Genomic DNA, 26695 nt, shown 5'->3' with positions numbered 1-26695 from the left:
CTTAAGGCCGCATGGCCTTTTCGCCACGGGCCAGGCCGCAGACCCCGGTGCGGGATATTTCCACTATTTCGCCCACCTGCGCCATGGTATTTACAAAGGCATCCAATTTGTCGCTGGTACCGGTAATTTCCATGGTGTAGTTGGTGGGGGAAATATCCACCACCTGGCCCCTGTAAATATCCACGGTGCGTTTGACCTCGGCGCGGATGCTTTCGCTCTTGGTCGCTACTTTTATCAGCATCAGCTCGCGCTCAATGTGCTGACCGTCGGTCAGATCAGAGACCTTGAGCACATCCACTAACTTGTTAACTTGTTTGGTGATCTGTTCAATGACCTTATCGTCGCCCACGGTGGTAATAGTCAGCCTCGAAAGGCTGGAATCTTCCACCGGCGCCACGCAGAGGGTATCCAGGTTATAACCGCGCTGTGAAAACAAGCCGATAATGCGAGACAGGGCGCCAGGTTCATTCTCCATCAATACGGAAATAATACGTCTCATCAGGTGCGCTCCGTCTTACTCAGTCTCATATCATCCATGGCCCCGTATTTGATTTGCATAGGGTACACATGTTCGTTTTGGTCGACGACAATATCCATAAACACCAGGCGGTCCTTTTCTGCAAAGCAGCGGGCCATGGCCTCATCCAGCTGGTCTGGGTGTTCCACCCGGATCCCGATATGACCGTAGGCCTCAGCCAGTTTTACGAAATCGGGTAGCGATTCCATGTAAGAGTGGGAGTGACGCCCCTTGTAAATCATATCCTGCCATTGACGCACCATACCTAAGGCACGGTTGTTGAGGGAGATGACCTTAATGGGTAAACCATACTGCAAACAGGTAGACAGCTCCTGAATGTTCATCTGAATACTACCGTCGCCGGTAACGCACACAGACACCGCCTCAGGGTGGGCAAATTGCACGCCCATGGCCGCAGGTAGGCCGAAGCCCATGGTGCCAAGCCCGCCTGAGTTGATCCAACGCCTGGGCTTATCAAAAGGATAATAAAGCGCAGCAAACATCTGATGCTGGCCTACATCCGAGCTAACAAAGGCATCGCCTTTGGTGTGCTTATACACAGACTCAATCACTTGTTGTGGCTTAATGTGCTCTGCATCGGTTTGGTATTTAAGACATTGGCGAGTGCGCCAGGAGGCAATCTGCTCCCACCAACCGGCCAGTTGCGCCTTGCGTTCGTTATCGTCAATTTCGTGCATCTGTTCAAAGAACTGGGTTAGCACAGACTTGACCGAGCCAACCACCGGAATATGAGCATTCACGGTCTTAGAGATAGACGCCGGGTCGATGTCCACATGAATAATGGTGGCGTGCGGGCAGAATTTCTGCACATTGTTGGTAACACGATCATCAAAACGGGCGCCTAACGCCAGAATACAATCGGCGTTGTGCATACTCTTATTGGCTTCCAGGGTGCCATGCATGCCGAGCATGCCCAACGACTGCTGATGCGTTCCTGGGAAGGCGCCTAAGCCCATCAGCGTGCTGGTCACTGGCAAGTGTAGTTTTTCTGCCAGTTCGGTAACCAGGCTGGCGGCATCGCAGGCAATGGCACCGCCACCCACATAAAGCACCGGACGTTTGGCGTCGAGCAGCACTTTAAGGGCTTTTTTAATCTGTCCTACATGCCCCTTGACGGTGGGGTTATAGGAACGCAGCTGCACTTTGTCAGGGAAGTGATAGGGATGACGCTCTTGAACATTGACCACATCTTTGGGCAGATCCACCACCACCGGACCAGGGCGACCGGTATTGGCAATATAGTAAGCTTTGGCAATGACGGCCGGGATGTCGATGGCGCGTTTGACCAGGAAACTGTGCTTAACGATGGGGCGTGAGCAGCCCACCATATCGGTTTCCTGGAAGGCATCTTCGCCGATGTGCATGGACGGTACCTGGCCAGACAGAATCACCATGGGAATACTGTCCATATAGGCTGTGGCAATGCCAGTCAGGGTATTGGTTGCACCGGGACCAGAAGTGACCAGCACGGTACCCGTTTGTCCAGTGGCACGGGCGTAGCCGTCCGCCATATGGGCAGCTGCCTGCTCATGACGTACCAATATATGCTGCACATCGTTTTGTGCATAAAGGGCATCGTAAATATCCAATACTGCCCCGCCGGGATAACCGAATAGATGTTTTACCCCAATATCTTTCAGCGCCCTGACCACCATGGCGGCCCCTGACATCATTTCCACCTGACAATCTCCCTGCGTTGTATGAACCGGCACTATAACCAAGGAATAAGTCTGAATAAACAGTATTTTGGCAAAAAGCGGGATATTTATCCCTGTATATCGATAAAATAGGATGGGTGTTTCTTTCTGTGCCAAAAAAAAGCCCGCACGGGCGGGCTTCTTCTCATCGGATCTGTTAATCGTCCAGTTCGATTTCCATATCGGTATCTTCACCCATATCGTCGCTGTCTGCGACCACACGGGATTTAGAGCCATAAATACTACCCAATTTTGGACGATTGATACGCTTCTGGTATTTACACCAGGCTTTTTCTATAACGGTCGAAGGCGCTTTATCGCCCCTGGCCGCGGCGATCAGAGCATGATCTTCCTCGTCCTCAGGTTCGATTTGGCCGTCAACCAAAGCTGCAACCAGGGTGCCATAACGGCTAAGTGCCTGGCTTTCGCCAATAGAAAAATCTCCCGAACGAGAAAAACCATAGGGGTAATTCTTTGGATCGAGAAAAGCGCGTTTTAGCAGAGATTCTTTCGTTAATTTAGCCATGATGGGCATCCCCAATTAACAAGTCATAAACATCAGGAATGAAGGGCATTTGCCAAGGACTAGATAGTGGCAAAAGGCAAAGCTGTCAACAAAAATTTGCTGTTGAACTGAACAATTGACTGTTAGATGGCCAATAGGTCGACCAATACTCTGACCGCCAGGTAGCCGAAGCCATAACAAAACAACAGCAATAGGGAATAGCGTGCATACTGAGCAAAGGTCAGGCCTTTAACTTTGCTCATGGCAACGATGCCTGCAGCAGAGCCGATCACCATCATCGAGCCACCTACACCGACAGCATAGGTCAGTTCCAGCCAGGCGCTTCTGTCCATCATAATGTCGGCTTTTAAGAGCGCTGCGGTCAGAGGCACGTTATCGATAAAAGCAGACAGAATACCCATCAGGAAATTGGCCCATTCCAACGGCACCAACTGATAGACCTGGAGTAGCAATTCCAGCACCTGAATGTGCTTGAGCATGCCCACAAGTAGCAAAATACCGAGGAAGAACAGCAGGGTGTCAAACTCGATGCGACGGATGTAATCCAGAATCGGATCTTTCTCCTGATCGGGGCGCAGGAAGTGGGCGATTAAAAACATAAGGGATAACCCACACAGGAAACTCAGTACCGGTGGAATAGAGAACAGGATGTTGCCGGCGATGGTGCATAGAATGGTGGCCAGGAACACCAATGAAATCAGCACATCCACAGGCTCTACCTGAGCACGATGCTTGTTAAGGGTAATGCGACCGTTCATGCGCACTGACAGTAGGGCAGCCAATAACATGACTGACAGGAACGAAGGCACGCTGAGCCACATCAGATCCTGAATGCGGGTTTTGCCTTCCAGGAAAATCATCAGGGTGGTCACGTCACCCGTGATCAGGGCCACGCCACCAGAGTTCACCGCAAACACCGTCAATACTGCAAACTTGACCGTTTTGGCTTTATCCAGACCCAGCTGCAGCACCATGGCAATGGCCACCAGGGTGGCGGTGATGTTGTCAGCCAGTGAGGAAAAGAAAAAGCAGAAGGCGCCGGTGATAAACATCATTTTGCGCTCGCTCATTTTGGCCGGCAGCAGAATATTCATCAGGCTTTCGATCAGGCGCTTCTTGTTGAGGTAGGCGACAAAGGTCATGGCGGCAACGAGGAAGAGCCACAGGTTTGCTATCTCGGCAATGTTTTCATGCAGTTGATGGTCTACAACGCTGGCCTGTGGCCCTCCGGCAGACTGAATATACAACATGATCCAGGACACGGTGCCGGCAAACAGGGTGACCTTGGCTTTGCTGATATGGGTAACTTCTTCAAAGATAACACCAAGTAGCGCCAGTAATGCGATGGCGATCAGCAGCATGTCCAGTGTGGGCATAGGTCGTCCTGTTACAACTCAGAAGGCACGCTTCCTGCGAAGAGGGTTAGGCAGAGCGTTTTTTGGGGATCCAGGCCCAGATCATCTCACAATCAACGGTTTGTGTGCCAGTGGCATCGGTCACTTTTACCGCCACATTAACTTCACCTTTGTCCTGCTGCATCATGGCGGAAATTTGTTCGTCACTGAGGTGCGCGACTGCCTGCATATCGCCCTGAGCACGAGTCAGGTAGCGGATGTTCATGGATTTGATCAATGGCAGCTTATCGCCGGGCAGGTTGATGCCGGTAATAAAACCGGTGGCAGACTCTGCCAATAAAGCCATGCCAGCGGCATGCACACTGCCAATATGATTCTGTACTTTCTTGCGGTTTTTCAGGCGAAAGGTCACGGATTTACCGTCGGTTTGCAGAATTTCTACCCCGGCGGTTCCTGCCAGTTTTACCTTGCTGCAAAAAGCTCGCGTCATAATGAAAGAGGCCATCTTGGGACCGAAGCGATTGGCGGTATCAACGAGTTTGCGAAGCGGGTTTTTGGCTGCCATGGTATTTTTCATCTGGTTGGACCAGGGTGAAGATTGCCAGATTGGCGGGTTTCTGGCAATGCTGGCGTTAAGACTTCAGCCATCCTGCAAAACGCAATAGTTGCTCCAATTCCTGCGTATAAGCCTGATAACGACGCCAGCGTCCTACAGAACGCGTATTGATAGGCTCTCTGACCTGCACTTTGCTGGCGGTGGAGACGGGAGTTTGATTGTCTTCCACTCTAAGGCAGGCTTGTTGCCAGGAGAGACCGCAAAAATCCAGTAAGGCGCGAACCTCTTCCTCAGGATTGGCGACCAGTTTTTCATAGTCCACAAAGCGAAAATGAGGATGCTGCATCTGGCTAAAGGCTTCTACCCACTGCCTGAATGCAGCATAGAATCGACCGGTGTTTTCGAGGTTATAGGCATAGGAATAATAGGGACTACTGATGGAAAACAGCTGGCGGAAATTACCAATGCAGGTATCCAACGGGTTGCGAAGCAGGCACAGGATTTTGGCCTTGGGTAATGCGCGGCGAATCAGGTCGAGATAGAAAAAGTTAAAGGGTAGCTTATCCACAAACCTGGGTGTTTGTCCGGTAACGGCGCGGGTTCGCTGCAAATAGCGCTCGCCCAACTGGGCAAAGTCTATTTGGTAGGCGCTTTCCAGGGTTTGTACATCGAGTACCTGACGACTGGGTGTTCGGGTCAGTTCTTTCACTGCCATGCCGAAGTCCTGCAATTCACCGGCAGAGGTCACCTCCGAATGGGAAGACAGTATACGTTCCACCAAGGTGGTACCAGAACGTGGCATACCCAATACAAAGATCGGCTCTTCGCTGACACAACCCTGGCTCATCTTGTCTTTGTATTGGAGCAGCAGTTGCTGGCAATGAGTATACAGGCGGGCATCCTCGGCAAAGTCATAATTTATGCTGGCCAGTTTTTTGTCTTTGCAGTCCCTGAGGATGGCAAAAGCCTGGTCATACTGCCCTAAGGCCTCATATTCTTTAGCCATGGCATGACCAAGATGCAATCCGGCATCGGCATCACTGTTGGCCTGATACAGGGGTTCCAGGCGATGCAGGTGATGGTTCTGCGTATCGATACCGCCCAAATCAGAGAGCGCAAAATGGGCTTGGGCATAATCAGGCTTAAGGTTAATCGCGGTTTCAAAGGCGCTTTTTGCTGTGTCAAAGTCACCACAGAATTTGGCACTGACTGCCAGGTTGTAATGGTATGCGGCTTTGCTGGCATCCAACTGCAAGGCTTTTTCAAAGTACTGCAAGGCTTGTTGATGCAAGCCCACGCGGCTTAAAGCGACACCCAGAGTATCCAGGGTCAGAGCGTTATCCAGTTTCTCAGGCGGACAAGCCTGTGCCAGTGCCTTGGCTTGGCGAAGATTGCCGAGCAGGGCGTGAGCCTTGGCCAAGTGGGCCAGATACTCAGGCTTGGGATCCCGTTTGATTGCTTCTTCTATCAATGCGGTGGATTTGGCAACCTGCCCCAGCTCAAAGTTGATCACCCCCAGTAAAAAATAGGCATCGGCATGGCCGGGCTGTGCCTGAATCACCTGCACACAGAGTGGATGAGCTTCGGTATAGCGCCTTTGGTTGATTAGGTTGATGGCTTGTTGATGAAGCGAAGCGATGGATGACATAGCGTTACAGTCTCTGCAGAAAAAAGGGCGCCTCAGGCGCCCTTATCTTAACAACAATGACGATCAGAGTGTGAAGTCGTAACTGAAATTCAATCCGATGGTGCGTGGACGAATCAGATAATGACCGTAATTCCGTTGAATGTCCGTACCGTTGCTATTCATGACCGGGAATTTGGCCAGGCCGATATCGGCTTTATCACGGCGTACCGCCGAGTAAGCATACTTGTCGAACAGGTTGTCGATATAGAAGGTCACAGACCAGCTCTCATCAGACAATTTGGCAGCAATATTGCTCAGAGAATACCCCGGTAAGGTTTCTCCGTCGGCACGATTACCTACTTTAGTGAATACATCACTCTGGTAAGTCAGGCCATAGGTCAAATCCAGTAGTAGGTCGCCTAATACTTCTGTGGTGTAAGTAGCACCGAAGGAGAACTGATTCTCAGGTGAACCGGGGAGTCTGTCACCATCTTTGCCGTCATAGAAATCCTGTAGCGGGGTGCCTTGGTCGTCCACCACGCCAAACAGGTAAGGGGCATCTTCGGTTAGCTTGGCCTTTGTATGGGCGAAGGTGGCATACACCGAGAAGTCATCTGTCAATAAAGCGCGGCTGGAGATCTCTACCCCTTTGGAGTTGGCGCTGCCGGCATTGGAAGTAATGGGCTGTTGGCCGTTCACGGTGGCACCCGCTACCTGAGCGTTATCCCAATCCACATTAAACAGGGCTGCGTTGAAGTGGAAGCGGTTCTTAAGCCATGAAGACTTAAAGCCGAGCTCATAGTTGGTAGTGGTATCCGCTTCATAGGTCATTTCATCTGGTTCAGCACATACATATTGCTTTCCGGGCTCGAGAACCTGAGGGCAGGCGGCAACGCTGTTTGAGCCACCGATTCGGAAACCCTCACTGATGGTCAGATAGCCCAGAATATCGCGGGTGAATTTATAGTTGGTGTTAAACTTCAACAGGTTGCCGTCATCCTCGGCAAATGAATTCTCGAAATCTAAGACGATACTGTCGGGATCGCGTCCACCGAATACGGTTTCATACAGAGGCAGGTCTAACGCAGAGCTGTTGTCTACCTCGTACTTGTAGAAACGCGTACCTACGGTGAATTCCAGTTTATCGGTGGCTTTCCAGCTTAGCTCACCAAACAGGGCTTGTTCTGTGACTTCGGTATCATCCACACTGTAATATTCGAGAGAATCGGGGCGAAGGAAGCCTTCAGCACCCCATACGTCAATGGCGTATTCATCGAAGCCGGGGGTAAATTCGCTGCTGGAGCCGTCAGATTCGTCCTTGTTGTAGTAGCCGCCGACAATCCATGACCAGTCAGAATCCCCTTGAGAAACCAAACGGATTTCCTGGGTGAATATCTTCTCTTCACCCAATTCACGGGTAAAGGCGGTAAAGGCCGGGAATTCTTCGTAGCTGAAAGCCAAGCGGATCAGCAGGTCAGTTTGGTCGCGTTGTCCATCCTCTTCCCACTTGGACATACCGGTGGCAGAGACCAATTCCGCAAAGCCTAAATCGGCAGTAATCTCCAGACTCAGTAATGAATCGGTGCGCTCATAGGGCTCTTCTACCCGGTAGGCTGATTCATAGTCGCCGATGATGTCGCTCAGAGGATTGCTGTCAGCCAAAGAGGTAGCATGCACAATAGAGCGGCCTTCTGCTTTTTGATTCTGGCGCAGATAGCTTAGCGTGGTGTCCAGCCAGTCAGTCGGGGTCCAGCGCAAGGCAACCCTTGTAGTCAGGGTTTTTTCGCCGTTGGCATCGGCAACACGCTTGAGGTTACTCTCTACTTCAGAGGCATTTGACCAATCTGGATCGGGCAATGAGGTACCCGGTTGACGCACCACATAGTTGTAATCGATATAGCCCGGGTCGTTTACGTAATTCAATGAGGCACGTAAGGCTAGTTTGTCTTCTATCAAGGGGGTGTTGAAGATCAAGCCGCCTTCAGCGCCGACGCTATCACTCTCTGCCATTTGGGAGATATCACCGAATACCTTGAGGGTGGTGAAGTCCAGATCCGGCGCTTTAGGCATATAGCGGATAGCGCCGCCCAAAGTGCCTGCACCATAAAGGGTACCTTGTGGGCCAATCAGCACCTCCACGCGCTCGATGTCTGTTAAGCGCATATTGATGTACAACGGAATCTCGCCCACATAGGTAGCTACCGTACCGCCATCGCTATTGGGGCCGGAGCTGTTGGTATTCAGGCCACGCACAATCAGAGCCGCATCGTCCCGGGCGCCCTGGTCGGGAGCGCTTAAGCCTGGCACCCAGCGAGCTACATCGGAGATATCTTTGATATTTTGCTCTGCGATCACGTCGTCATTTAACGCGGTGATGTTCAGTGGAGCCTCTTGCACCGTACCAGAACGGCGAGTGGCCGTGATTTGAATGGTTTCGATGGCTTTATCTGCTGCAGTCTGCTCCTGAGCTTTCGCCGGGGCAGGCAAGAGTACCGATGTGACGGCGATAGCAACCAAACTTAATGCGGGTTTTTCCAATGCCATGGTGGGTGTGCCTCTGTCTGAATGGACCATAAAATTTTTATCATTCTTTTTCCATGAAACCACATAAGGAATGGGGCTATCAATATGCAATTTAGCCCTAAAAATGTTGTTTTCTATATGTAAACAGAATGTTTATGCGAATTACTTTCCTGCTTCTTGTTATCCCCTTGCAGGCTGCGGAATAGAGGCTGGATTGTTAAGGATGGGTGCGGTAATTGTTAATGGTGTGTCGGCGGCTAAAATTGTGGATTTGATGATATTTGATTGCAAGTGCAGGGATTTGGAATATTTATTCAGTAACTATTGGTTAACAAATGCTGAAAATTAGAAGGATTATCCTAATTTTGGTGATAGCCCAAAGGGCGGAAGACAAGGATAGTCTGAAATAACACGCGGATGGCCGACCTGGAACGCTGCCATAAGGATGTGTACTGAGCAAAAAGAGAATTTGATATAGAAGAATTTGGAGCGGGGTAAATAGCGTCTCGGGACAAGCGAGGGCGCGCAGCTTGGCTAGCTATTTACGGGAGGCCGCGGATGGCCGACCTGGAAAGCTGCCACAAGGATGTGTACTGAGCACGAAGAGAAATTGATATAGAAGAATTTGGAGCGGGGTGAAATGCGGTGAGCGAAGCGAGCGAGAGGTGACTTAACGTCACGTCGAGAGCATTGAACGACTCATCGTGGACGATGAGGCTGGAACGCTGCTACAAGGATGTGTACTGAGCACTAAGAGTATTTGATATAGAAAAATTTGAAGCGGGGTAAATAGCGTCTCGAGACAAGCGAGGGCGCGCAGCTTGGCTAGCTATTTACGGGAGGCTGCGGATGGCCGACCTGGAACGCTGCCACAAGGATGTGTACTGAGCACTAAGAGTATTTGATATAGAAGAATTTGGAGCGGGGTGAAATGCGGTGAGCGAAGCGAGCGAGAGGTGACTTAACGTCACGTCGAGAGCATTGAACGACTCATCGTGGACGATGAGGCTGGAAAGCTGCCACAAGGATGTGTACTGAGCACTAAGAGTATTTTATATAGAAGAATTTGGAGCGGGAAACGAGACTCGAACTCGCGACCCCAACCTTGGCAAGGTTGTGCTCTACCAACTGAGCTATTCCCGCTTATTGGATACGTCCGCTGTTTTACTCAGTTTAGTGCGACGTGAGGCATTCAACTGAGCTATTACAAAACACTTCCTGTGTTTTGCCCTTCGGGCCATCGCTGGCGATGTTCAAAATTGTTCCAGACAATTTTGTCCCGCATATATGATTTTCCCTAAATCGGATTTCTAACGAAGAAGATAGAAATTTGGAGCGGGAAACGAGACTCGAACTCGCGACCCCAACCTTGGCAAGGTTGTGCTCTACCAACTGAGCTATTCCCGCTTACTTCTTTTGCTGCTTGGTATGACAGCATTTCCTTCAATTCGATGGAATGCTTTAACAGCATTGCTCCACTGAGCTATCGTACGTCCTGTACTTTTCCCTTCGGGCCATCGCTCCGCGATGTTCAAAATTACTCCGGGTAATTTTGTCCCGCACCGATTTAGACTGCTTGCTGTCGACTTTTGTCGACCACAAGCGGAGGCGCATTTTACAAAAAAAGCCGCGCTTAGCAAGCATTAAATTCACTGTTTTGTGCTAACAGGCGAAAAAGTGAGCGCGACGTCTTGCTGTCATCAAATGGAGAAAACGTTTTCCCGATAGAATTGAAGCTCGGCAATGGACTCACGAATATCATCCAAAGCCAGATGGGTGCCTTTCTTGTTCAGCTGAGACATCAGCTCTGGCTTCCAGCGCCGCACCAGCTCTTTGATGGTACTGACATCCACATTGCGATAGTGAAAATAGGCTTCAAGCTCCGGCATATGACGCACCATAAAACGCCGGTCCTGGCCGATACTGTTGCCGCACAAGGGGGACTTGCCCTTTGGCACCCAGTCGTTAAGAAAGGCGATAGTCTGACGGGCGGCTTCCTCAACATCCACCTTACTGTCCCGGCAGCGTTGGGTGAGACCGCTGGCACCGTGAGTTTTCACACACCATTCATCCATGTTGTCCAATACGCTGTCCGGTTGATGCACCGCCAGCACAGGCCCCTCGGCAAGTACATTGAGTTGTTGGTCGGTGACGATGGTGGCAATTTCCAGCACCTTGTCGGTATCAGGATCCAATCCGGTCATCTCCATGTCTATCCATACCAGGTTATTGGGATCTTGCGCCATCTTTGTCCTACCTTAGAAATAAACCGTATTCATAGCCTTGCTGGCGGGGTAAACTCTATGCCCTCAACTAGGCCTGAACAGCAAAGTACTGTAAAGGCATCAATATAGCATTCACAGTTAACGTGGCAAAAAGAAACCGACTCACACAGCGCCAGAAACGCCAGGTATCCAGCAACCTGGAGAAACGTCTTAGCGGCGGCGATTGCGCCATTGCCGATGAGCAATTAGGGGAACCCTTAGCCGGATTGGTGGTGGGGCGATTCGGTCAACACGCCGATGTGGAAGACGACGAAGGAACGGTCTACCGCTGCAATATCAGACGCACCATCGGCAGCGTGGTTTGTGGCGATAAAGTAAAATTCAGACCCGGAAAAGACTTAAGCCTGAATGTCAGCGGTGTGATTGAAGCTGTTGCTGAACGTCAGTCAGTGCTGACCCGTCCGGATTTCTATGACGGTATCAAACCAGTGGCCGCCAATATTGATCAAATTATTGTGGTCAGTGCAGTCTTGCCTGCACTGTCTCTGAATATTATTGATCGCTATCTGGTGGCCTCCGAAGATGTGGAAATAGCGCCCCTGTTGCTACTAAACAAAGTGGAAATGCTGTCCAAAGAGCAGCGCCAGGTAGTAGAAGAGAGCCTGGCCCTGTATCGTCAAATTGGTTATCAGGTGCTATTGGTCAGTTGTAAGACCGGCGAAGGTATCGATGAACTGGCCGCCTTACTGAAAGATAAAACCAGCGTGTTTGTTGGTCAGTCTGGCGTAGGTAAATCCAGTTTAATCAATAAGTTGCTACCTGGTGCCGAAGAAGCCATCGGCGATGTGTCCGATAACTCGGGACTGGGGCAACATACCACTACGGCGGCCAAACTGTTGCGTTTCCCCGGCGGCGGCAATTTGATCGACTCCCCCGGCGTGCGTGAATTTGCTTTGTGGCACCTGCCTGCTGAGCGCGTCACCTGGTGCTTTAAAGAATTTCGCGATTTTCTGGGCGGCTGTAAGTTTAGAGACTGCAAGCACGGGGATGACCCAGGTTGCCTGATTCGGGAAGCGGTGCAGCAGGGCAAAATCAGCCAGGAAAGGTTCGACAGCTATCACAAGATCTTATCCGGTATGGAAGAGCAGCGCCCAGCTCGCAGCCGTCCACCGCGTTAAGCATATCAATAAGATTTGATACCGACGTTTTTGCTATTTCAACTCCCGGCTCGGGATAGGTTACAATCCGCCCGTCTTTATCAACAGGAATATTCACGTGACGCCAATTAAGGTCAGCCTTCAGTACTTTATTCCCAAGCACGCCATTTCCAGATTGGTGGGCTTTCTGGCCGCCGCTAAAGCTGGTTTTATCACTACTGGCTTGATCAAATTGTTTATCCACCAGTTTAAAGTGGATATGACCGAGGCCGAGCGTGAAGATCCAGCAGCTTACGAGAGCTTTAATGATTTTTTCACCCGCTTGCTCAAGCCAGGCCTGCGTCCCATCGATGCCGATCCAGAGCGCCTGGTGTTCCCGGTGGATGGCACGGTGAGTCAATTAGGGGATATCGACAAGGACAGAATCTTTCAGGCCAAAGGTCATGATTACAGCCTGACCGCATTATTGGGCGGTAAGAAGGAACTGACGGAGCAGTTTGAAGAAGGTAAGTTTGCCACTATTTATCTGTCACCCCGTGACTATCATCGTATTCATATGCCCATGGATGCTGTACTGACCGATATGATTTATGTGCCCGGTGAACTCTTCTCAGTCAATCCCCTGACCACAGCCCATGTGCCAGGCCTTTTTGCCCGTAATGAGCGTGTGGTAGCACTCTTTGATACCGACAAAGGCAAGATGGCCATGGTGCTGGTAGGTGCCACTATTGTGGCCAGTATCGAAACCATTTGGGCAGGTACCGTTACCCCACCCGCCGGTAAAAAAGTCATGCACTGGCAATATCCGGCGCAGGGGCTTAATGCTGTGTCGTTGAAAAAAGGCGAAGAAATGGGTCTGTTTAAACTGGGCTCTACTGTGGTGATGTTGTTTGCACCCGATATGCTCGACTTCGATGACATTAAACCTGCAGATACCACGCGTTTGGGTGTGGGCTTCGCCAGCTTAAACTGATCGATCCAGCCTCGTGGATCCAGTTAAAAAAAGCCTCTGGTCCTTGCACCTGGCAGTGATTCTGTTGGGTGCTACGGCGCTTTTCTCCCGTATTATTCCTCTCTCTGCCCTGGATATCACCTTGGGCCGGGCTGTGATCGCCTTTGTGGTATTGGCATTGCTGGTCAAGTTAACCGGCGGTAATTTCCGCTTGCATCGTCGCCGGGATGTCTTTGTGGCTTTGCTATTGGGGTTGTTGATGGCGGTGCATTGGGTAACCTACTTTGCCGCCATGCAGTATTCCTCAGTGTCCGTAGGCATGATCGCCCTTTTCACTTTTCCGGTGATCACCGTCCTGCTTGAACCCTTCTTTGAAAAAATCCGTCTGGTTTGGCAGGACGTAGCCAGCGCTCTGGTGGTATTAGCGGGCATCGCCTTGATCGTTCCTGAGCCATCCCTGGGCAATGATGTCACTTTGGGTATTCTGGTAGGGGTATTTTCGGCGCTGCTATATGCCCTGCGTAATCTTATCCACCGTAAATATTTTTCCCATTATGGCGGCGCCCAGGCCATGACCTATCAGACCCTGGTGATTGTGTTGTGCCTGGCAGCTTTTGGCTCGCCTGCGTTACTGGAAGCCAATACCCATACGCTCGGGTTGCTGCTTGTGCTGGGTACCATCTGTACCGCTGCTCCCCATGCGCTGGTGGCTTATACTCTGATCCATCTGCGTGCCAAAACCTTTTCCCTGGTGGCTTGTATGCAGCCACTGTACGGCGTCTTATTGGCCGTATTGGTACTGGGTGAACAACCTACCTGGCAAACATTGGTCGGTGGTTTACTGGTGATTTGTGCTGCCATGTATGAAACTGTTAATGCCCATAAACTGCATCCAAAGGCAGACCAATAACCATGTTTGTTTTTGCCCATCGAGGCGCCAGCGCCATCGCCCCTGAAAATACGTTGCTTGCCATTCGCAAAGCTCTGGAAATGGAAGTGGATGGAATAGAGATTGATATCCATAGCATCGAAGGAGAACTTCTGGTCTTCCATGATCGCTGGCTGCACCGTTGTACCAATGGTAAAGGCCGACTGACAGATCACAGTCTGGCTGAGTTGCGGGCTCTGGATGCCGGAAAGGGAGAAAGAATACCTCTTCTCTGGGAACTGCTCAGCGAAATCCGCGGCACCTGCACCCTGAATATCGAAATTAAGGAATTAGATGAGCCGGGTGTGCTTATCAGCATGGTAGATAAGGCCATCAAGGAATTGGGCTTTCGCCGAGAGCAGCTGCCTATTTCGTCTTTTAACCACCATCTGCTGCGGCGCATTAAACTGCTTAAACCTGAGCATCCCATAGGCGCATTGACCGCGTCTATTCCGCTGGATTATGCTGCTTTTGCGCAGCGTTTGGGGGCGGTGTCATTGAACGCAGCCTTGTCTTGTATCTGCCCGGAATTGATCCAGGATGCCAAATCCAAGGGCTTGAAAACCTACGTGTATACGGTAGATCAAGAGCAGGATATGGAAATGTTGGCCAGCTGGGGGGTCGATGGCATTTTCAGTAACTACCCGGATCGGGCGATGGCGTTTTGCCGGGATTTGCCCAAAGCCTAGTCAACGACCTGGCCGAAGACCTTTTAATGGTCGTCACACTGATGACAGGCCTGACACAATCTCAGATTAAGAATATGGGCGGCAACGATTAGCAAAGCGCCGATGGCAATGGTGAAAGGCTCGTAGTCGTGGCCGAACATGTCTTTGTTCCAGTAGATGAGCCCACCTAACACCAGGCTATACAGGGGATATAGCTGACGGTGATAGCGATAGAAACCAGACAACAGAGCCCAGAAGCCGATAATCATAGAGACGGTCAGGATGCTGCGCTCAAACCAGTTTTCGGCAAAGAAACTGGCGCCAACAAAGGGCAGCAGTGGCACTAGTATTGGCAGCAATAGACAATGCAAGGCACACAGGCTGGATGCCCAAATACCCATTTTGTCCAATAAGTTGCTGCTATTAGTGTTCGACATTGCCGTTTCAGAATTATCTTTAAGGAGCGTTATAATATAACATTCCCGAAAATTGGCAAGTCGCACACCCTAATTTGAAGATTATTCCGGTTAGCGAATATTCTTATTGGCGGTAATTCTGAAGAACAAATTAGGCAGCCAGCGCTTGATGGTGGGGGCCCAGCCACTTAATCCTTTTCCTATGACCACTTCATATTTTTCTTTTTCCATGGCCTTTAAGATAGCGTTGGCACATTCTTGCGGCGTGATCCCCTCGGCGATGGATCTGGCCACCTTGCCAAAAGTGTCACCATGTTCTGTCAGCGCATTCACCGAAATATTGGTCTGCACAAAGCCCGGGCACACATTCAGAACTTTGAGTCCGTTGACCGTTTCTTCGGCACGCAGGCAATCCATATAGCCAATCAAGGCATGTTTGGACGCACTGTAGCCGGACATGCTCTGACCACCGACTTTTCCAGCCACACTGGCGATATTGACTACCATGCCCTGACGGGACAGCAGATGCGGGAGTATGGCCTGGGTCAGGGCGATGGTGCCGAAGTAATTCACTTCCATCACCTGACGTTGCACGCTGAGATCGGTTTCCCTGGCCAGGCCGCGTTGTGATATGCCGCCGTTATTGATCAGCACATCCAGGCCTGGCTCATTACCTAAGGTGTCGGCCACAACAGCGGCTAAGCTGTCAGCATCAGCCAAATCCAACTGCACCACAGTATGACGCTCTGCATGAGGCAGGCTGGCTTTTAAGCTTTGCAGTTTATCCAGCGAGCGCGCACTTAAAATCAACGACGCGCCGGCATCTGCCAGGGCCTGCGCCAATGCTTCGCCAATACCCATAGAGGCGCCGGTTAACCATATACGCTTACCTGACAACTGCATCTTTATTCCTCTGTATTTGAAGGCGGCTTTTGTTCCAATCTGGCTGTTCTGGCGGCCAGCAGACGGCTGACCGGCACCAGTTCAATACCCATCTCATTCAGACGTGGCAATTGCTGATGCAAAAAAGCCAGGGTCTTTTCATGGGGATGACCGATACCAATGGCTTGCTCATGCTTAACGGCGATGCGCAGCAAACGATCAAATTGCTCCTTCATATGGGCATCATTGCTTTCATGGTCGAGAAAAACGTGGCGACTGGCACTCAGCACGCCATTGGACAAGGCGATTTTCTCCGCTTTGCTGTAACGGGTGGTGCGACTATCGATAAAGTACAGACTTCTTTGTTGTAGGAAGTCCATGGTGGCCTGCATAGGGGCGGTGAGCTGGGTCAACTTACTGCCCATATGGTTATTGATGCCGACTGCATTGGGAATCGATATTAAGGCCGATTGCAGTTCCTTCTGAATGGACTCCCTGGTCATCAGGGAGGTCAGTGCTCCGGGTCCCAGTTTATTGCCGGCCAGGGCCTCCATGGGCATATGGATCATGACTTCGCGGGTCTGGTCGGCAGCGCGTTTGGCAAAATCCGTGGAAAAAGGGGTATGGGGCAAGATGGCAAAGGTAACACTGGGGGGTAATGCGAACGCCTCGGCATCTTGTTGCCGGTAGCCCATATCATCGATGATCAGGGCTATTTGTCCGCCATGGCTGGGCAAGCTTAAGCACCACAATAAAGATGTGGCAAAGCAGAGGGTTCCTAACCGTCGGATAAAGGCCATCACTATGTTAATTCTATTATTCTTATTCGGGCACTAGCTGTGTTGATTATAGGGAAGCCGTCAATGATTGCTAGGGTTGAAGCCATTGCGAGGGATCCACGGCTTCGCCTTTGTGGCGTATTTCAAAGTACAGACCGGGTTGTGACTGCCCACCGCTTTGCCCTACCAATGCGATGTCCTCACCGGCTTCCACCATCTCACCGGCTTCTTTTAGCAGGGCTTGGTTATAGCCGTACAGGCTCATATAACCGTCCCCATGATCCAGTACGGTGACCAGTCCAAAACCCTTAAGCCAATCGGCAAACAACACCTTCCCCTGATGCACGGCTTTGACTGCGTCGCCGGTGCTGCCGTTAAACAACACCCCTTTCCAGCGAATTTGACCCTGCCGGCGTTTGGCAAAAAGGTCGCGCATGGTGCCGCTGGTGGGACGCAGTAATTTGCCTTTGAGCTTACCCAAGCCCTCAAAATTCTGTGGTTGTCTGGCGGCCAACTCTGCAGCTTTTTGTAAAGCCTGGATCAGGTTTTGTTCGCTGATCTGCAACTGCTCTATTTGTGCCGCTTCGGAGGCGATGCGCTTCTCCATTGCATTCAGCGTGCGTTGTCTGCCGCGCTGTTCACCCTCCATCAACTGACGCTGTGCGTCTTGCACTTTGGCCAGATCAGAGAGTTCCTGCAGGACGTTGTCCAGCTGTTGCTCGACTTGTTTCAGCTCAGCGGCCAGGGTATTAAAACTGTCGATTTGCTCTTGTCTGGCACGGTTAAAATAACCGTAATAGCTCAGAGAGCGCTCCAACTTGCCGGCGTCTTTAAGGTTGAACAGCATTTTGGTGAAATCATGCTGTCCTGTCATATAGGCGCTTCTTAGCTGAGTGGCCAATGCGTCCTGCTGTTTACGGATATCATTCTGTAGCGAGGATTGCTTGTTCTTGAGCTGTGTCTGCTCTTTATTGGTGTTGGTCAGGCGTTTACGCGTATCGTTAATGTCTTTGACCAGCCGCGCGATGCGAAGCTCGGAGCGTTTCAATTCTTGTTCCAGATCTTTGGCACTGGAGAGTTGACTGTCCAATTCGGCCTGACGTGCTTTGATTTGCTCCTGCAGCGCTTTAAGTTGGGCTTCGGTCTGTTGTTCGGCATTGGCCAAGCCTATGCCAAGTGATAGCACACAGAAAAGCGTCAGGGGCCTTGTTATCAGCCCCCTTAAACGACGTAATTGGTTAGTGCTCAGCACAGGGTCACAATAGGTTTGCCCGTCATTTGCTTGGGCTGTTCCATGCCCATCAGATGCAACATGGTGGGTGCTACATCACTGAGAATGCCACCTTTACGGGCCGTTGCTTCTCTGCCCACATAAATAAAGGGTACCGGATCGCTGGTATGGGCGGTGTGGGCCTGACCGGTGCCATGATCTTTCATCTGCTCGGCGTTGCCGTGGTCGGCGGTGATAAGACACTCGCCACCAACCTTTTTAAGAGCTTCCACCACGCGGCCAATACAACGATCCACCGCTTCACAGGCCTTCACTGCCGCCTCGAATACGCCGGTATGACCAACCATATCCCCGTTGGGATAGTTACAGACGATGACATCGTACTTGCCGGACTCAATCGCCTCTACCAGTTTGTCGGTCAATTCGGTGGAGTTCATCTCGGGTTGCAGATCATAGGTGGCCACATCGGGAGAGGGCACCAGAATACGTTCTTCACCCTCAAACAGTGCTTCACGTCCACCGCTGTAGAAGAAGGTGACATGAGCATATTTTTCGGTTTCAGAAATGCGTAATTGGGTTTTGCCATGTTTGGCCAGCCATTCGCCCATTACATTTTCCAGTGGTTCAGGCGGATAGGCGCATGGGGCCGGAATGTCTGCCGCATATTGGGTCAGCATCACAAAACCGGCAAGTTTGGGATGGCACTTACGGGCAAAGCCGTCGAAATCCTGATCCACAAAGCTCTTGGTCAGTTCACGGGCGCGGTCGGCACGGAAGTTCATAAAGAAAACGGCATCACCATCTTCTATCGCTGTGGCTTCACCAATAGCCGTGGGCTTTACAAACTCGTCATTTTCACCACGCTCATAGGCGGCTTCCAGTCCGGCAACCGCCGAGTCTGCCTGGAATTGTGCCTGACCTGACGTCAGCAAGTCATAAGCGGCCTGCACCCGATCCCAGCGGTTGTCCCTGTCCATGGCAAAGTAGCGACCGGTGAGACTGGCAACTTTACCGCAGCCGAGCTTGGCAAACAGCGCATCGGCCTTTTCCAATGAGGGCTTAGCACTGCGTGGCGGAGTATCGCGACCGTCCAGAAACGCATGCAGATAAATGCGCTTGGCACCGCGCTGATGAGCGAGCTCGATCATGGCCAGAATGTGATCTTCATGGCTATGCACGCCACCGGGAGACATCAAACCCATAATGTGCACGGCTTTATCTTGGCTAATGGCGTTATCCAGGGATTCCAGTAATACCGGATTTTGTTGAAATTCACCGTCCTGAATAGCTTTGGTGATGCGGGTAAAGTCCTGGTAAACCACCCGTCCGGCCCCCAGATTCATATGCCCTACTTCGGAATTACCCATTTGCCCTTCAGGCAGGCCCACGTCCATGCCGGAGCCGGAAATCAGCGCGCTTGGACAATTGGCCATCAAACCATCCATCACGGGCGTATGGGCATGGGCGATAGCGTTATCTTGCTGATCTTCCCGATAACCCCAACCGTCCAGGATGATCAACACTAAGGGCTTCTTTTTCTGGCTCATGGGCAAACTCCTCACAAAATGCTGATGCTGGCAATGCCGGATGCTTGTTTGGCTAGGGCTCGCACTTTAGCAATACCCACCAAGAATGCCAATGGACAATACAAGCCGATTGGCGGGGTTAAAATGTGTCAGGCTGGTTTCTGTGAGCGATTTCTATATACTTTGCTCTCTTTTTTCCGCCATCTTTGAGAGTATCAACATGCAGCAGTTTATCGAATTCATCGGTAATCATTATCTTCTCTCCAGTGCTTGGGTAGCGCTGGCCGTATTGCTGGTTTACAGCTTTGTTACCAGCAGCTTCTCTCCCGTCAAGGAACTAAGCACCCACGAAGCCACCATGCTGATGAATAAAGAAGACGCTGTGGTAGTGGATATACGCTCGCAAAATGAGTTCAAGAAAGGTCATATTCTCGGCGCCAAGCAAATCCCGGCAGAAAAAATGAACCAAGGTGACTTCTCAAGCCTTGAAAATTCAAAAGACAAACCCATTATCTTGGTCTGTGCCATGGGCATGAGTGCCAAGAAGCCGGCCATGGATATGCTGAAAAAAGGCTTTACCCGGGTCAATGTGCTTAAAGGTGGCATGAACGCCTGGTCCAGCGCCAACCTGCCGTTGGCTAAGTAAGCTGGCTCATCCTCGTTGTAAACAGGTGAAATGATGGCAAAAGTTGAGATTTACACCAAGCAGTACTGCCCCTACTGCGTTCGGGCCAAACAATTGTTAAATGCCAAAGGCCTGAAATTTATAGAGTTTCCAATAGACCTTCAGCCAGAGCTGCGGGAGGAAATGATAAGCAGGGCAAATGGCGGTTATACTGTGCCGCAGATTTTCATTAATGGGCGCCATATCGGCGGCTGTGATGACATGATGGCCCTGGAGTCCCAGGGGAAATTGGATACATTACTGGCCGATATGGTCGAGTGTTAGGAACAAACATGACTGAAGAAGTAAAAGCTAACGGTGCCGATCAGGCGTCAAATACACAGGGTGGACAGCCCCAGTTCGCGATCCAGCGCATTTATACCCGCGACATTTCCTTCGAGTCGCCCAACGCCCCAGCAATTTTCCACAAAGAGTGGAAGCCTGAGGTGAAGATGGATTTGGATACCCGCAGCACTAAGCTTGATGCCAATCTGTATGAAGTGGTGCTGTCTGTTACCGTGACCGTTAAAGCTGGCGAAGAGACCGCATTCCTGGTGGAAGTGCAGCAAGCTGGTATGTTCAGCATCGCCGACAGCCTGCCGGACCAGCAAAAAGCCCATATGCTGGGTTCTTTCTGCCCCAATACGCTGTTCCCTTATGCCCGCGAGTGCATCTCCAGCCTGGTAAACCGCGGTACGTTCCCGCAGTTGAACCTGGCACCTGTGAATTTTGACGCCATTTTCGCTGCTTACCTGCAAAAACGCGCTCAAGACGCGCAGGCCCAGCAGGCTGCCAGCGCAGACGCTTAATGAAAGCCGATCCAAAGGCGGTTTCGGTATTGGGGGCGGGGTCTTACGGCACCGCCCTTGCTTTTTGTTTCGCCCGCAAAGAAGTGCCTACTTACCTGTGGGGGCGTGATGCCGTTCAGATGGCGCAAATGGCCAAAGACAGGCGCAATCAACGCTACCTGCCAGACGCGATTTTTCCAGACGCTTTGCATATTGAAGCCGATCTGGCCAAAGCCGTGGCGCGCAGTCTTAATATCCTGGTGGTGGTACCCAGCCATGGTTTTGCCGATATCCTCGAGGAAATCAAACCGATGCTTACTAAGCAGCATCGAGTGGCGTGGGCTACCAAGGGCCTGGAGCCGGAAACCGGTAGTCTGTTGCAAGAGGTAGCCAGACGTATCCTCGGTGATGAGATTTCCCTTGCGGTATTGTCCGGCCCGACCTTTGCCAAGGAGATGGCCGCTGGATTGCCTACTGCCATTTCACTGTCTTCCCGTGACGACAAGTTTGTTGAGGATATGGCGGATATGCTGCATTGCGGCAAATCGCTGCGGGTATACAAAAATAATGACTTTATTGGTGTGCAACTTGGTGGTGCGGTCAAAAACGTGATTGCCATCGGCGCGGGCCTTGCCGATGGTATCGGCTTTGGCGCCAATGCCAGAACTGCCCTTATCACCCGTGGTTTGGCCGAGTTAACCCGCTTAGGGGTGGCTCTTGGTGCCGAACCTGCCACCTTTATGGGGATGGCGGGCTTGGGCGACCTGGTGCTTACCTGTACCGACAATCAGTCGCGTAACCGCCGCTTTGGCCTGGCCCTTGGCAGCGGAAAATCCGTTGATGAGGCGATGCAAAGCATCGGACAGGTGGTGGAAGGGTATCGTAATACCAAGGAAGTCTATGTGCTTGCCCAGCGTCATGGTGTAGAAATGCCCATTACTGAGCAGATCTACAAGGTGTTGTATGAGAACAAGTCACCCAAAGAAGCGGCCATTGCCCTGCTAGGGCGGGAGAAGAAATTCGAGTAACGCTTACCCCGCGCCCTCATAACCAAACTGCCGCCAGGCCTCATAGACCATCACCGCCACCGCATTGGACAGGTTCATACTGCGGCTACCGGAACACATGGGAATGCGCAGGCGCTGCGCCGGCGGCAGTGATTCAATTAGATCCATGGGCAACCCCCGGCTTTCCGGGCCGAACATCAGGGCATCGCCGATGGCAAATGTCACGTCTGAATGGGCCTGTTTACCTTTAGTCGTCAGTGCAAACAGGCGCTTGGGTGCCAGACTCTGCAGACAGGCTTCGAGGTTGGCAAAGCGGCTGACCGCGGCAAATTCATGATAATCCAGCCCGGCACGGCGCAGGCGCTTGTCATCCCAGGCAAAGCCCAAAGGCTCAACCAAATGCAGACGAAAGCCGGTATTAGCGCATAGTCGGATAATATTGCCGGTATTGGGTGGAATTTCAGGTTGATAGAGAATAATGTCGAGCATGCTCAGCGTGGCGGATTGTCAAAAGCGGGCGACAGAATAGCAGATTGATAGGGGAGGGGGAATGAACCAAGCCGGTGCTGATAAAGCAGCCCACGACTACAGCTTCTGGGTGAAGCTGGCCAGTAGCTGTGCCGTATTTGCAGCCATCAGCATGATCCTGGTGAAAATCTGGGCCTGGTATGTGACCGACTCTGCCTCCATGCTCGCTTCCCTGACCGATTCAGTGTTCGATGTGGCGGCGTCGTTGATCAACTTCTTTGTCATTCGCTATGCGCTGATGCCGGCTGATGAAGATCATAAATTTGGCCATGGCAAGGCGGAGTCTTTGGCCGGTCTGGCCCAGTCTGCCTTTATCTTTGGCTCGGGTTTGCTGCTTGTTTTGCATGCGGTGGATGCACTAAAGTCACCGCAACCACTGAATAGGCCGGAACTGGCAATTTACGCCACCCTTTTCAGTGTGTTTATGACGTTGGCGCTGGTGATGGTGCAGCGCATCGCTATCGCCAGGACCCGCTCCCTGGCTGTGCGGGCGGACTCTTTGCACTATCAATCCGATTTATTGATGAACAGCGCCGTATTGGTTGCATTGTGGCTCAGTACCCAAGGCTATTTTGCCATGGATGCCTGGTTTGCCATTGGGATCGCTCTGTATTTAATGTGGGGTGCCTGGGGCATTGCCAAAGACTCGGCTGACACCTTGATGGACAAGGAAATGCCTGAAGATATCGTTCGTCAGGTCGAACAGATTGCCAATGCTCATCCGCACGTACACGGAATACATGATATTCGCACGCGCCAGTCAGGGCGGACGATCTTCGTGCAGTTCCACTTGGAATTGGATGACGATCTAAAGCTGGTGGATGCCCATGGTATCGCCGACAAAGTCGAAGCTGCGGTGGTCAGGGAAATTCCTGACGCCCAGGTGCTGATCCACCAGGACCCCCTTTCTGTCGCCAAAAAAAATGGGGTACATAAAGCACCATCGGATGACAAGAATGACGAAGCGACGCCAACGGTGACTAGACCGAGCCAATCCCATCAAAAAACGTCAGAATAGTCCACAGGGCGGCGTGCCGGTGTTTGTCCTCTTCCATCAGTAATTCATGTTTGGCACCGGCGAAAGTTTCCATTCGACAGTGAGGCATCAGGGCACACACGGCGTCTTGACGGGCATTGTCGACCACCAAATCGGCACCGGCCTGCAGCACCAGTACGGGTACTTTGAGGCGATGCGCCTGTTGCTCAATTTTGTCCATGGCCTTGATGGCCGCCGACAGCCATTGGAAGGTCACCCCGCCTAATTTGAGTTTGGGCTCTTTGTCATATTCTTCGCGGAAGATCTTGTAGCGTACCGGGCTATGTGTCAGCTGATTCAAGGCGAAAGGCAGAGCCATATAGTCCGCTTGACCGATAAAGTACCAAGGCGACTCACTGAGAAGCTTGTTCAGACGCAATCCGATACCGATCAAGCCATTGGCGATAAAGGCAGGAACAGGAGATTTGATGCCATACATCGGCGCACTGAAGGCGGCGGCCTGAAAATCTTCTGGATGGGCCAACAAGTATAAGGTACCTATTGCCGATCCCATGGAATGCCCGAGCAAAAAGGGCTTGTGCTGGCTATTGGGCTTCACCCAGCCATCGTAAAAGGTTTTCAGGTCGCTGACATACTCATCGAAATCCTCCACCAGGCCATGATGGGGATTGTGACTCATACGCCCGGACAGTCCCTGACCGCGGTGATCAAGCACAAAGACACTGAAGTGATTCTGGTAAAGATCGAAGAGGGTTTCTTTGTACTTCAGATAGCCTTCGATACGACCGCTACTGATAACGATACTGCCGCGCGCCTGTGGATGCAGTACATAAGCAAAAGCGATATCCACATCATCGACACCGGAAAACTGACCGGTTTGTACCTGATTGTGCCAAAAGCCCTCTATTTGGGTGGCATAATCGTTTTCCAAGTTGGCTTCGTCACTGAAAAAATATTCCATCGGCATCTCCTGCAACTTGGAAGGCGTTACTAAATTATTTTAAGGCTGATGGTGACCTCCAGACCGCCCATACTGCCATTTCTTGCCATCATGCTGCCGCCATGGGCGAGCACGGCGCGATTGGCGATGGCCAATCCCAGGCCGGTGCCACCGGTATCGCGACTTCTGGCGCTGGAGACACGATAGAAGGGGATGAGGATCTTGTCCAGCTCATCCTCCGGCACGCCAGGACCATCGTCGGCGATATGCAGATGCAAAAAACCTTGATGCACTTCGGCGCTAAGAATCACTCGTTGCTGTGCATACTTCAGTGCGTTGCGCATCACATTCTCCAGGGCCCCGCAGATAAGCTCTGCATCGACACTCAACTGCACATTTTCCGGGTACTCGGCGGCAAAAGACTTATTCTGGGCTTGTGCTTCAAAGCGTAAATCCTCACACAATGGCTCAAGCAGTTCTTCCAGACTCATACTGCGTGGACGCAGTCCGCCCTTACCCGCATCCAGCCTGGCCAATGTCAGCAGGCTTGCCAGCATCTTGTCGATGCGAACCGACTCCAGTTCGATACGATCGAGTTCGGTTTTCACATTAGGCGTTTTTTCCTGGGCTATTCCCAGCGCCAACTGCAACCTCGCCAGAGGGGAGCGCAGCTCATGGGAAATATCCGCGAGCATACGCTTTTGTCCTTCCAGCATTTGCTGAAGTTGTGCCGCCATATGGTTAAATTCCCGCCCCAGCTCACCCACTTCATCATTCCTTTTGGCTACATTGTCGGCGCGGGTTTGCAGGTGTCCCTGCGCCATCTCCTGTGCCGCCTCTCTCAATTGGCGGATAGGGCGCACAATGGACCAGGTTAAGGCCAGGCAGAACAAGCCACTAATGCCCAAAAACAGGCTTAACACCAGCCAGGGATGTTCGCGCGTTTGGGGAATAAAGCCAGGCGGTTTAGGGCGACCGACAAAAAGCAAATAAGAATGTTGATCCAGGGTCACTTCAAGCGGCCCAATAAAATGCCCAAACAGATTGTCGATGCGCAGTGGACTGTCTTGTTGTGCGAGGGCTAGAAAGGGCTCGGCGTCCATGCGCTGACCGCCAGGAAAGCCGGTCAACAATTCACCGCTTTTGGGATCCAGCAGAATCAGCGCCAAACGCTGACGCGCCCCCAGCGTTTCAAGGAATTGCTGTGGATCGTTGAAGCGTCTGACCAGCGCGCTGTCATTCAGCTTTTCAGCAAAACGCCTGGCTTGATGCAGTTCATCCGGTGCTGCGGGCAGATATTTGGTTTCTTCACCGAGCTGACGGGACAACCATATGGCGCCTAGTACCATTACCAGGGTGGTTAACCAAAACCATAGGAATATTTTGCCAAACAGGCTTTTAAAGGGATTAAACATCAGTTTATTGGCCATCAGGATCTGACTTCCAGCAGCATGTAACCGGCGCCGCGAAGAGTTTTAATGCGCTCCTGTGGGCAAACCCCTTGCAACTTACGGCGCAAATTACTGACGTGCATGTCAATACTGCGATCGAAGGCACTAAGCTTGCGTCCCAATACTTTTTCACTGAGATCATTTTTACTCACCAACCGCCCCTGATTGGCCATTAATAGATGCAGCATGGCAAACTCGGTGCCGGTCAGTTCGATAACCTGTTCTTTGTAGGTGACTTGCTGTATCGCCGGATCCAACAATAACCCATCTACACGTATGGGCTGTTGTGCACTGCTAGTGGGTAGAAACTCGAGGCGGCGCACAATGGCTTTTACTCTGGCGGATAGTTCACGGGGATTAAATGGCTTGGGTAAATAATCATCGGCGCCAAGTTCCAGCCCGAAAATACGATCAAAATCATCGCCTTTGGCGGTCAGCATAAGGACTGGGGTTAAATGGGTGCGTCTCAGCCGTTTCAGTACCTCAAAGCCGTCAATACCCGGCAGCATGACATCCAGCAAGATCAGGTCAAAATGCCCGGCACCTGTTGCCAGTTGCAAACCGCTGTTGCCATCATGGGCAATGGTCAGACGGTATCCCTGAGGCGTCAGATATTCGCTTAACAGCGCCGTCAACTCTTCATCGTCATCGATAATCAACAGTGACTTGTCTGCCATATATGTATCACTCTTAAAACTACTTTAAGCCTATGCTAAGGCTATGCCGTCCGGAGT

Annotated in this window: 26 protein-coding genes and 2 tRNA genes; 9 read left to right on the top strand and 19 right to left on the bottom strand. The window is 51.5% G+C overall.

The features are described 5' to 3' along the window. Position 1: 1 nt before the first annotated feature. The 10 genes from ilvN to orn form a co-directional block, all read right to left on the bottom strand. Complete coding sequence (ilvN, locus tag P2G88_RS10715; RefSeq protein ID WP_275795857.1) at positions 2-499, bottom strand: acetolactate synthase small subunit; 498 nt, start codon at positions 497-499, stop codon at positions 2-4. Then, positions 499-2217 (bottom strand): acetolactate synthase 3 large subunit, encoded by a 1719-nt coding sequence (locus P2G88_RS10710; protein ID WP_275795856.1) that lies wholly within the window; start codon positions 2215-2217, stop codon positions 499-501. The genes ilvN and P2G88_RS10710 overlap by 1 nt, the downstream gene beginning before the upstream one ends. A gap of 175 nt (positions 2218-2392) precedes the next feature. After that, on the bottom strand, positions 2393-2761 hold the full coding sequence (locus P2G88_RS10705) for a DUF413 domain-containing protein (protein ID WP_275795855.1): 369 nt from the start codon (positions 2759-2761) through the stop codon (positions 2393-2395). Positions 2762-2883: 122 nt separating this feature from the next. Continuing rightward, a complete protein-coding gene (gene nhaD / locus P2G88_RS10700) occupies positions 2884-4137 on the bottom strand; it encodes a sodium:proton antiporter NhaD (RefSeq protein ID WP_275795854.1) in 1254 nt (417 codons plus the stop codon). Positions 4138-4183: 46 nt separating this feature from the next. Further along, positions 4184-4681, bottom strand: coding sequence for a DUF4442 domain-containing protein (locus P2G88_RS10695; RefSeq protein ID WP_275795853.1), 498 nt, complete (start codon positions 4679-4681; stop codon positions 4184-4186). Between the two features lie 67 nt (positions 4682-4748). Beyond that, entirely contained in the window at positions 4749-6320 is a 1572-nt protein-coding gene (locus P2G88_RS10690; protein ID WP_275795852.1) for a tetratricopeptide repeat-containing sulfotransferase family protein, read from the bottom strand. A 63-nt stretch (positions 6321-6383) separates the two neighbouring features. Next, on the bottom strand, positions 6384-8837 hold the full coding sequence (locus P2G88_RS10685; RefSeq protein WP_275795887.1) for a TonB-dependent receptor: 2454 nt from the start codon (positions 8835-8837) through the stop codon (positions 6384-6386). A 1052-nt stretch (positions 8838-9889) separates the two neighbouring features. Further along, positions 9890-9965, bottom strand: a tRNA-Gly gene (locus tag P2G88_RS10680). Positions 9966-10153: 188 nt separating this feature from the next. Continuing rightward, positions 10154-10229, bottom strand: a tRNA-Gly gene (locus P2G88_RS10675). 293 nt (positions 10230-10522) lie between these two features. After that, positions 10523-11068 (bottom strand): oligoribonuclease, encoded by a 546-nt coding sequence (gene orn / locus P2G88_RS10670; RefSeq protein WP_275795851.1) that lies wholly within the window; start codon positions 11066-11068, stop codon positions 10523-10525. A 122-nt stretch (positions 11069-11190) separates the two neighbouring features. Between orn and rsgA the strand changes: the two genes are divergently transcribed. The 4 genes from rsgA (at position 11191) to P2G88_RS10650 (ending at position 14773) form a co-directional block, all read left to right on the top strand. Further along, a complete protein-coding gene (gene rsgA, locus P2G88_RS10665; protein ID WP_275795850.1) occupies positions 11191-12225 on the top strand; it encodes a small ribosomal subunit biogenesis GTPase RsgA in 1035 nt (344 codons plus the stop codon). Between the two features lie 97 nt (positions 12226-12322). Further along, a complete protein-coding gene (asd, locus tag P2G88_RS10660; RefSeq protein ID WP_275795849.1) occupies positions 12323-13177 on the top strand; it encodes an archaetidylserine decarboxylase in 855 nt (284 codons plus the stop codon). A 13-nt stretch (positions 13178-13190) separates the two neighbouring features. After that, positions 13191-14066 (top strand): DMT family transporter, encoded by an 876-nt coding sequence (locus P2G88_RS10655; RefSeq protein ID WP_275795848.1) that lies wholly within the window; start codon positions 13191-13193, stop codon positions 14064-14066. A 2-nt stretch (positions 14067-14068) separates the two neighbouring features. Continuing rightward, positions 14069-14773, top strand: a complete 705-nt coding sequence (locus tag P2G88_RS10650; RefSeq protein WP_275795847.1) for a glycerophosphodiester phosphodiesterase family protein — start codon at positions 14069-14071, stop codon at positions 14771-14773. Positions 14774-14796: 23 nt separating this feature from the next. Here P2G88_RS10650 and P2G88_RS10645 read toward each other — a convergent pair whose 3' ends face one another. The 5 genes from P2G88_RS10645 to gpmM form a co-directional block, all read right to left on the bottom strand. Further along, a complete protein-coding gene (locus P2G88_RS10645; RefSeq protein ID WP_275795846.1) occupies positions 14797-15189 on the bottom strand; it encodes a MerC domain-containing protein in 393 nt (130 codons plus the stop codon). Positions 15190-15279: 90 nt separating this feature from the next. Beyond that, entirely contained in the window at positions 15280-16071 is a 792-nt protein-coding gene (locus P2G88_RS10640; protein ID WP_275795845.1) for an SDR family oxidoreductase, read from the bottom strand. A gap of 2 nt (positions 16072-16073) precedes the next feature. Next, positions 16074-16787 carry a divergent polysaccharide deacetylase family protein gene (locus P2G88_RS10635; RefSeq protein ID WP_275795844.1) on the bottom strand — a complete coding sequence of 238 codons (714 nt, stop codon included), beginning with the start codon at positions 16785-16787 and terminating at the stop codon, positions 16074-16076. Between the two features lie 133 nt (positions 16788-16920). After that, positions 16921-18081 (bottom strand): peptidoglycan DD-metalloendopeptidase family protein, encoded by a 1161-nt coding sequence (locus tag P2G88_RS10630; protein ID WP_275795843.1) that lies wholly within the window; start codon positions 18079-18081, stop codon positions 16921-16923. Next, positions 18075-19607: a 2,3-bisphosphoglycerate-independent phosphoglycerate mutase gene (gpmM, locus tag P2G88_RS10625; protein WP_275795842.1), complete on the bottom strand. Its 1533-nt coding sequence runs from the start codon at positions 19605-19607 to the stop codon at positions 18075-18077. The genes P2G88_RS10630 and gpmM overlap by 7 nt, the downstream gene beginning before the upstream one ends. 199 nt (positions 19608-19806) lie before the next feature. On the opposite strand from gpmM, the gene P2G88_RS10620 reads away from it, so the two are divergent. From P2G88_RS10620 to gpsA, 4 genes are read left to right on the top strand one after another with little or no spacing between them, the layout of a single operon-like run. Continuing rightward, positions 19807-20232 (top strand): rhodanese-like domain-containing protein, encoded by a 426-nt coding sequence (locus P2G88_RS10620; protein ID WP_275795841.1) that lies wholly within the window; start codon positions 19807-19809, stop codon positions 20230-20232. 33 nt (positions 20233-20265) lie between these two features. Beyond that, positions 20266-20535, top strand: a complete 270-nt coding sequence (gene grxC / locus P2G88_RS10615) for a glutaredoxin 3 (protein ID WP_275795840.1) — start codon at positions 20266-20268, stop codon at positions 20533-20535. Between the two features lie 8 nt (positions 20536-20543). Then, a complete protein-coding gene (secB, locus tag P2G88_RS10610; RefSeq protein WP_275795839.1) occupies positions 20544-21059 on the top strand; it encodes a protein-export chaperone SecB in 516 nt (171 codons plus the stop codon). Next, a complete protein-coding gene (gene gpsA / locus P2G88_RS10605) occupies positions 21059-22066 on the top strand; it encodes an NAD(P)H-dependent glycerol-3-phosphate dehydrogenase (RefSeq protein ID WP_275795838.1) in 1008 nt (335 codons plus the stop codon). The genes secB and gpsA overlap by 1 nt, the downstream gene beginning before the upstream one ends. A 3-nt stretch (positions 22067-22069) precedes the next feature. Here the strand turns inward: gpsA and trmL are convergent, their stop codons facing one another. Then, positions 22070-22534 (bottom strand): tRNA (uridine(34)/cytosine(34)/5-carboxymethylaminomethyluridine(34)-2'-O)-methyltransferase TrmL, encoded by a 465-nt coding sequence (trmL, locus tag P2G88_RS10600; RefSeq protein WP_275795837.1) that lies wholly within the window; start codon positions 22532-22534, stop codon positions 22070-22072. 61 nt (positions 22535-22595) lie between these two features. On the opposite strand from trmL, the gene P2G88_RS10595 reads away from it, so the two are divergent. Beyond that, positions 22596-23591 carry a cation diffusion facilitator family transporter gene (locus tag P2G88_RS10595; RefSeq protein ID WP_275795836.1) on the top strand — a complete coding sequence of 332 codons (996 nt, stop codon included), beginning with the start codon at positions 22596-22598 and terminating at the stop codon, positions 23589-23591. On the opposite strand, the gene P2G88_RS10590 is transcribed toward P2G88_RS10595, so the two are convergent. From P2G88_RS10590 to P2G88_RS10580, 3 genes are read right to left on the bottom strand one after another with little or no spacing between them, the layout of a single operon-like run. Beyond that, a complete protein-coding gene (locus tag P2G88_RS10590; protein WP_275795835.1) occupies positions 23554-24531 on the bottom strand; it encodes an alpha/beta fold hydrolase in 978 nt (325 codons plus the stop codon). The genes P2G88_RS10595 and P2G88_RS10590 overlap by 38 nt on opposite strands. 29 nt (positions 24532-24560) lie before the next feature. Further along, a complete protein-coding gene (locus P2G88_RS10585; RefSeq protein ID WP_275795834.1) occupies positions 24561-25940 on the bottom strand; it encodes an ATP-binding protein in 1380 nt (459 codons plus the stop codon). Then, complete coding sequence (locus P2G88_RS10580; RefSeq protein ID WP_275795833.1) at positions 25940-26638, bottom strand: response regulator transcription factor; 699 nt, start codon at positions 26636-26638, stop codon at positions 25940-25942. Before P2G88_RS10580 ends, P2G88_RS10585 begins: the two co-directional genes overlap by 1 nt. Positions 26639-26695: the final 57 nt, after the last annotated feature.

The sequence above is a fragment of the Aliiglaciecola sp. CAU 1673 genome (assembly GCF_029223185.1).
GTDB lineage: Bacteria > Pseudomonadota > Gammaproteobacteria > Enterobacterales > Alteromonadaceae > Bowmanella.
Note: the sequence above shows the minus strand (reverse complement) of the source record. Positions and strands in the feature narration are given on the sequence as shown.

Bases quoted from the DNA above. Each gene is read 5' to 3' on its own strand.
- ilvN (WP_275795857.1), bottom strand. From the start codon at position 499: ATGAGACGTATTATTTCCGTATTGATGGAGAATGAACCTGGCGCCCTG.
- P2G88_RS10705 (WP_275795855.1), bottom strand. From the start codon at position 2,761: ATGGCTAAATTAACGAAAGAATCTCTGCTAAAACGCGCTTTTCTCGAT.
- nhaD (WP_275795854.1), bottom strand. From the start codon at position 4,137: ATGCCCACACTGGACATGCTGCTGATCGCCATCGCATTACTGGCGCTA.
- P2G88_RS10695 (WP_275795853.1), bottom strand. From the start codon at position 4,681: ATGGCAGCCAAAAACCCGCTTCGCAAACTCGTTGATACCGCCAATCGC.
- P2G88_RS10690 (WP_275795852.1), bottom strand. From the start codon at position 6,320: ATGTCATCCATCGCTTCGCTTCATCAACAAGCCATCAACCTAATCAAC.
- orn (WP_275795851.1), bottom strand. From the start codon at position 11,068: ATGGCGCAAGATCCCAATAACCTGGTATGGATAGACATGGAGATGACC.
- P2G88_RS10650 (WP_275795847.1), top strand. From the start codon at position 14,069: ATGTTTGTTTTTGCCCATCGAGGCGCCAGCGCCATCGCCCCTGAAAAT.
- P2G88_RS10645 (WP_275795846.1), bottom strand. From the start codon at position 15,189: ATGTCGAACACTAATAGCAGCAACTTATTGGACAAAATGGGTATTTGG.
- P2G88_RS10640 (WP_275795845.1), bottom strand. From the start codon at position 16,071: ATGCAGTTGTCAGGTAAGCGTATATGGTTAACCGGCGCCTCTATGGGT.
- gpmM (WP_275795842.1), bottom strand. From the start codon at position 19,607: ATGAGCCAGAAAAAGAAGCCCTTAGTGTTGATCATCCTGGACGGTTGG.
- P2G88_RS10620 (WP_275795841.1), top strand. From the start codon at position 19,807: ATGCAGCAGTTTATCGAATTCATCGGTAATCATTATCTTCTCTCCAGT.
- grxC (WP_275795840.1), top strand. From the start codon at position 20,266: ATGGCAAAAGTTGAGATTTACACCAAGCAGTACTGCCCCTACTGCGTT.
- secB (WP_275795839.1), top strand. From the start codon at position 20,544: ATGACTGAAGAAGTAAAAGCTAACGGTGCCGATCAGGCGTCAAATACA.
- gpsA (WP_275795838.1), top strand. From the start codon at position 21,059: ATGAAAGCCGATCCAAAGGCGGTTTCGGTATTGGGGGCGGGGTCTTAC.
- trmL (WP_275795837.1), bottom strand. From the start codon at position 22,534: ATGCTCGACATTATTCTCTATCAACCTGAAATTCCACCCAATACCGGC.
- P2G88_RS10595 (WP_275795836.1), top strand. From the start codon at position 22,596: ATGAACCAAGCCGGTGCTGATAAAGCAGCCCACGACTACAGCTTCTGG.
- P2G88_RS10590 (WP_275795835.1), bottom strand. From the start codon at position 24,531: ATGGAATATTTTTTCAGTGACGAAGCCAACTTGGAAAACGATTATGCC.
- P2G88_RS10585 (WP_275795834.1), bottom strand. From the start codon at position 25,940: ATGGCCAATAAACTGATGTTTAATCCCTTTAAAAGCCTGTTTGGCAAA.
- P2G88_RS10580 (WP_275795833.1), bottom strand. From the start codon at position 26,638: ATGGCAGACAAGTCACTGTTGATTATCGATGACGATGAAGAGTTGACG.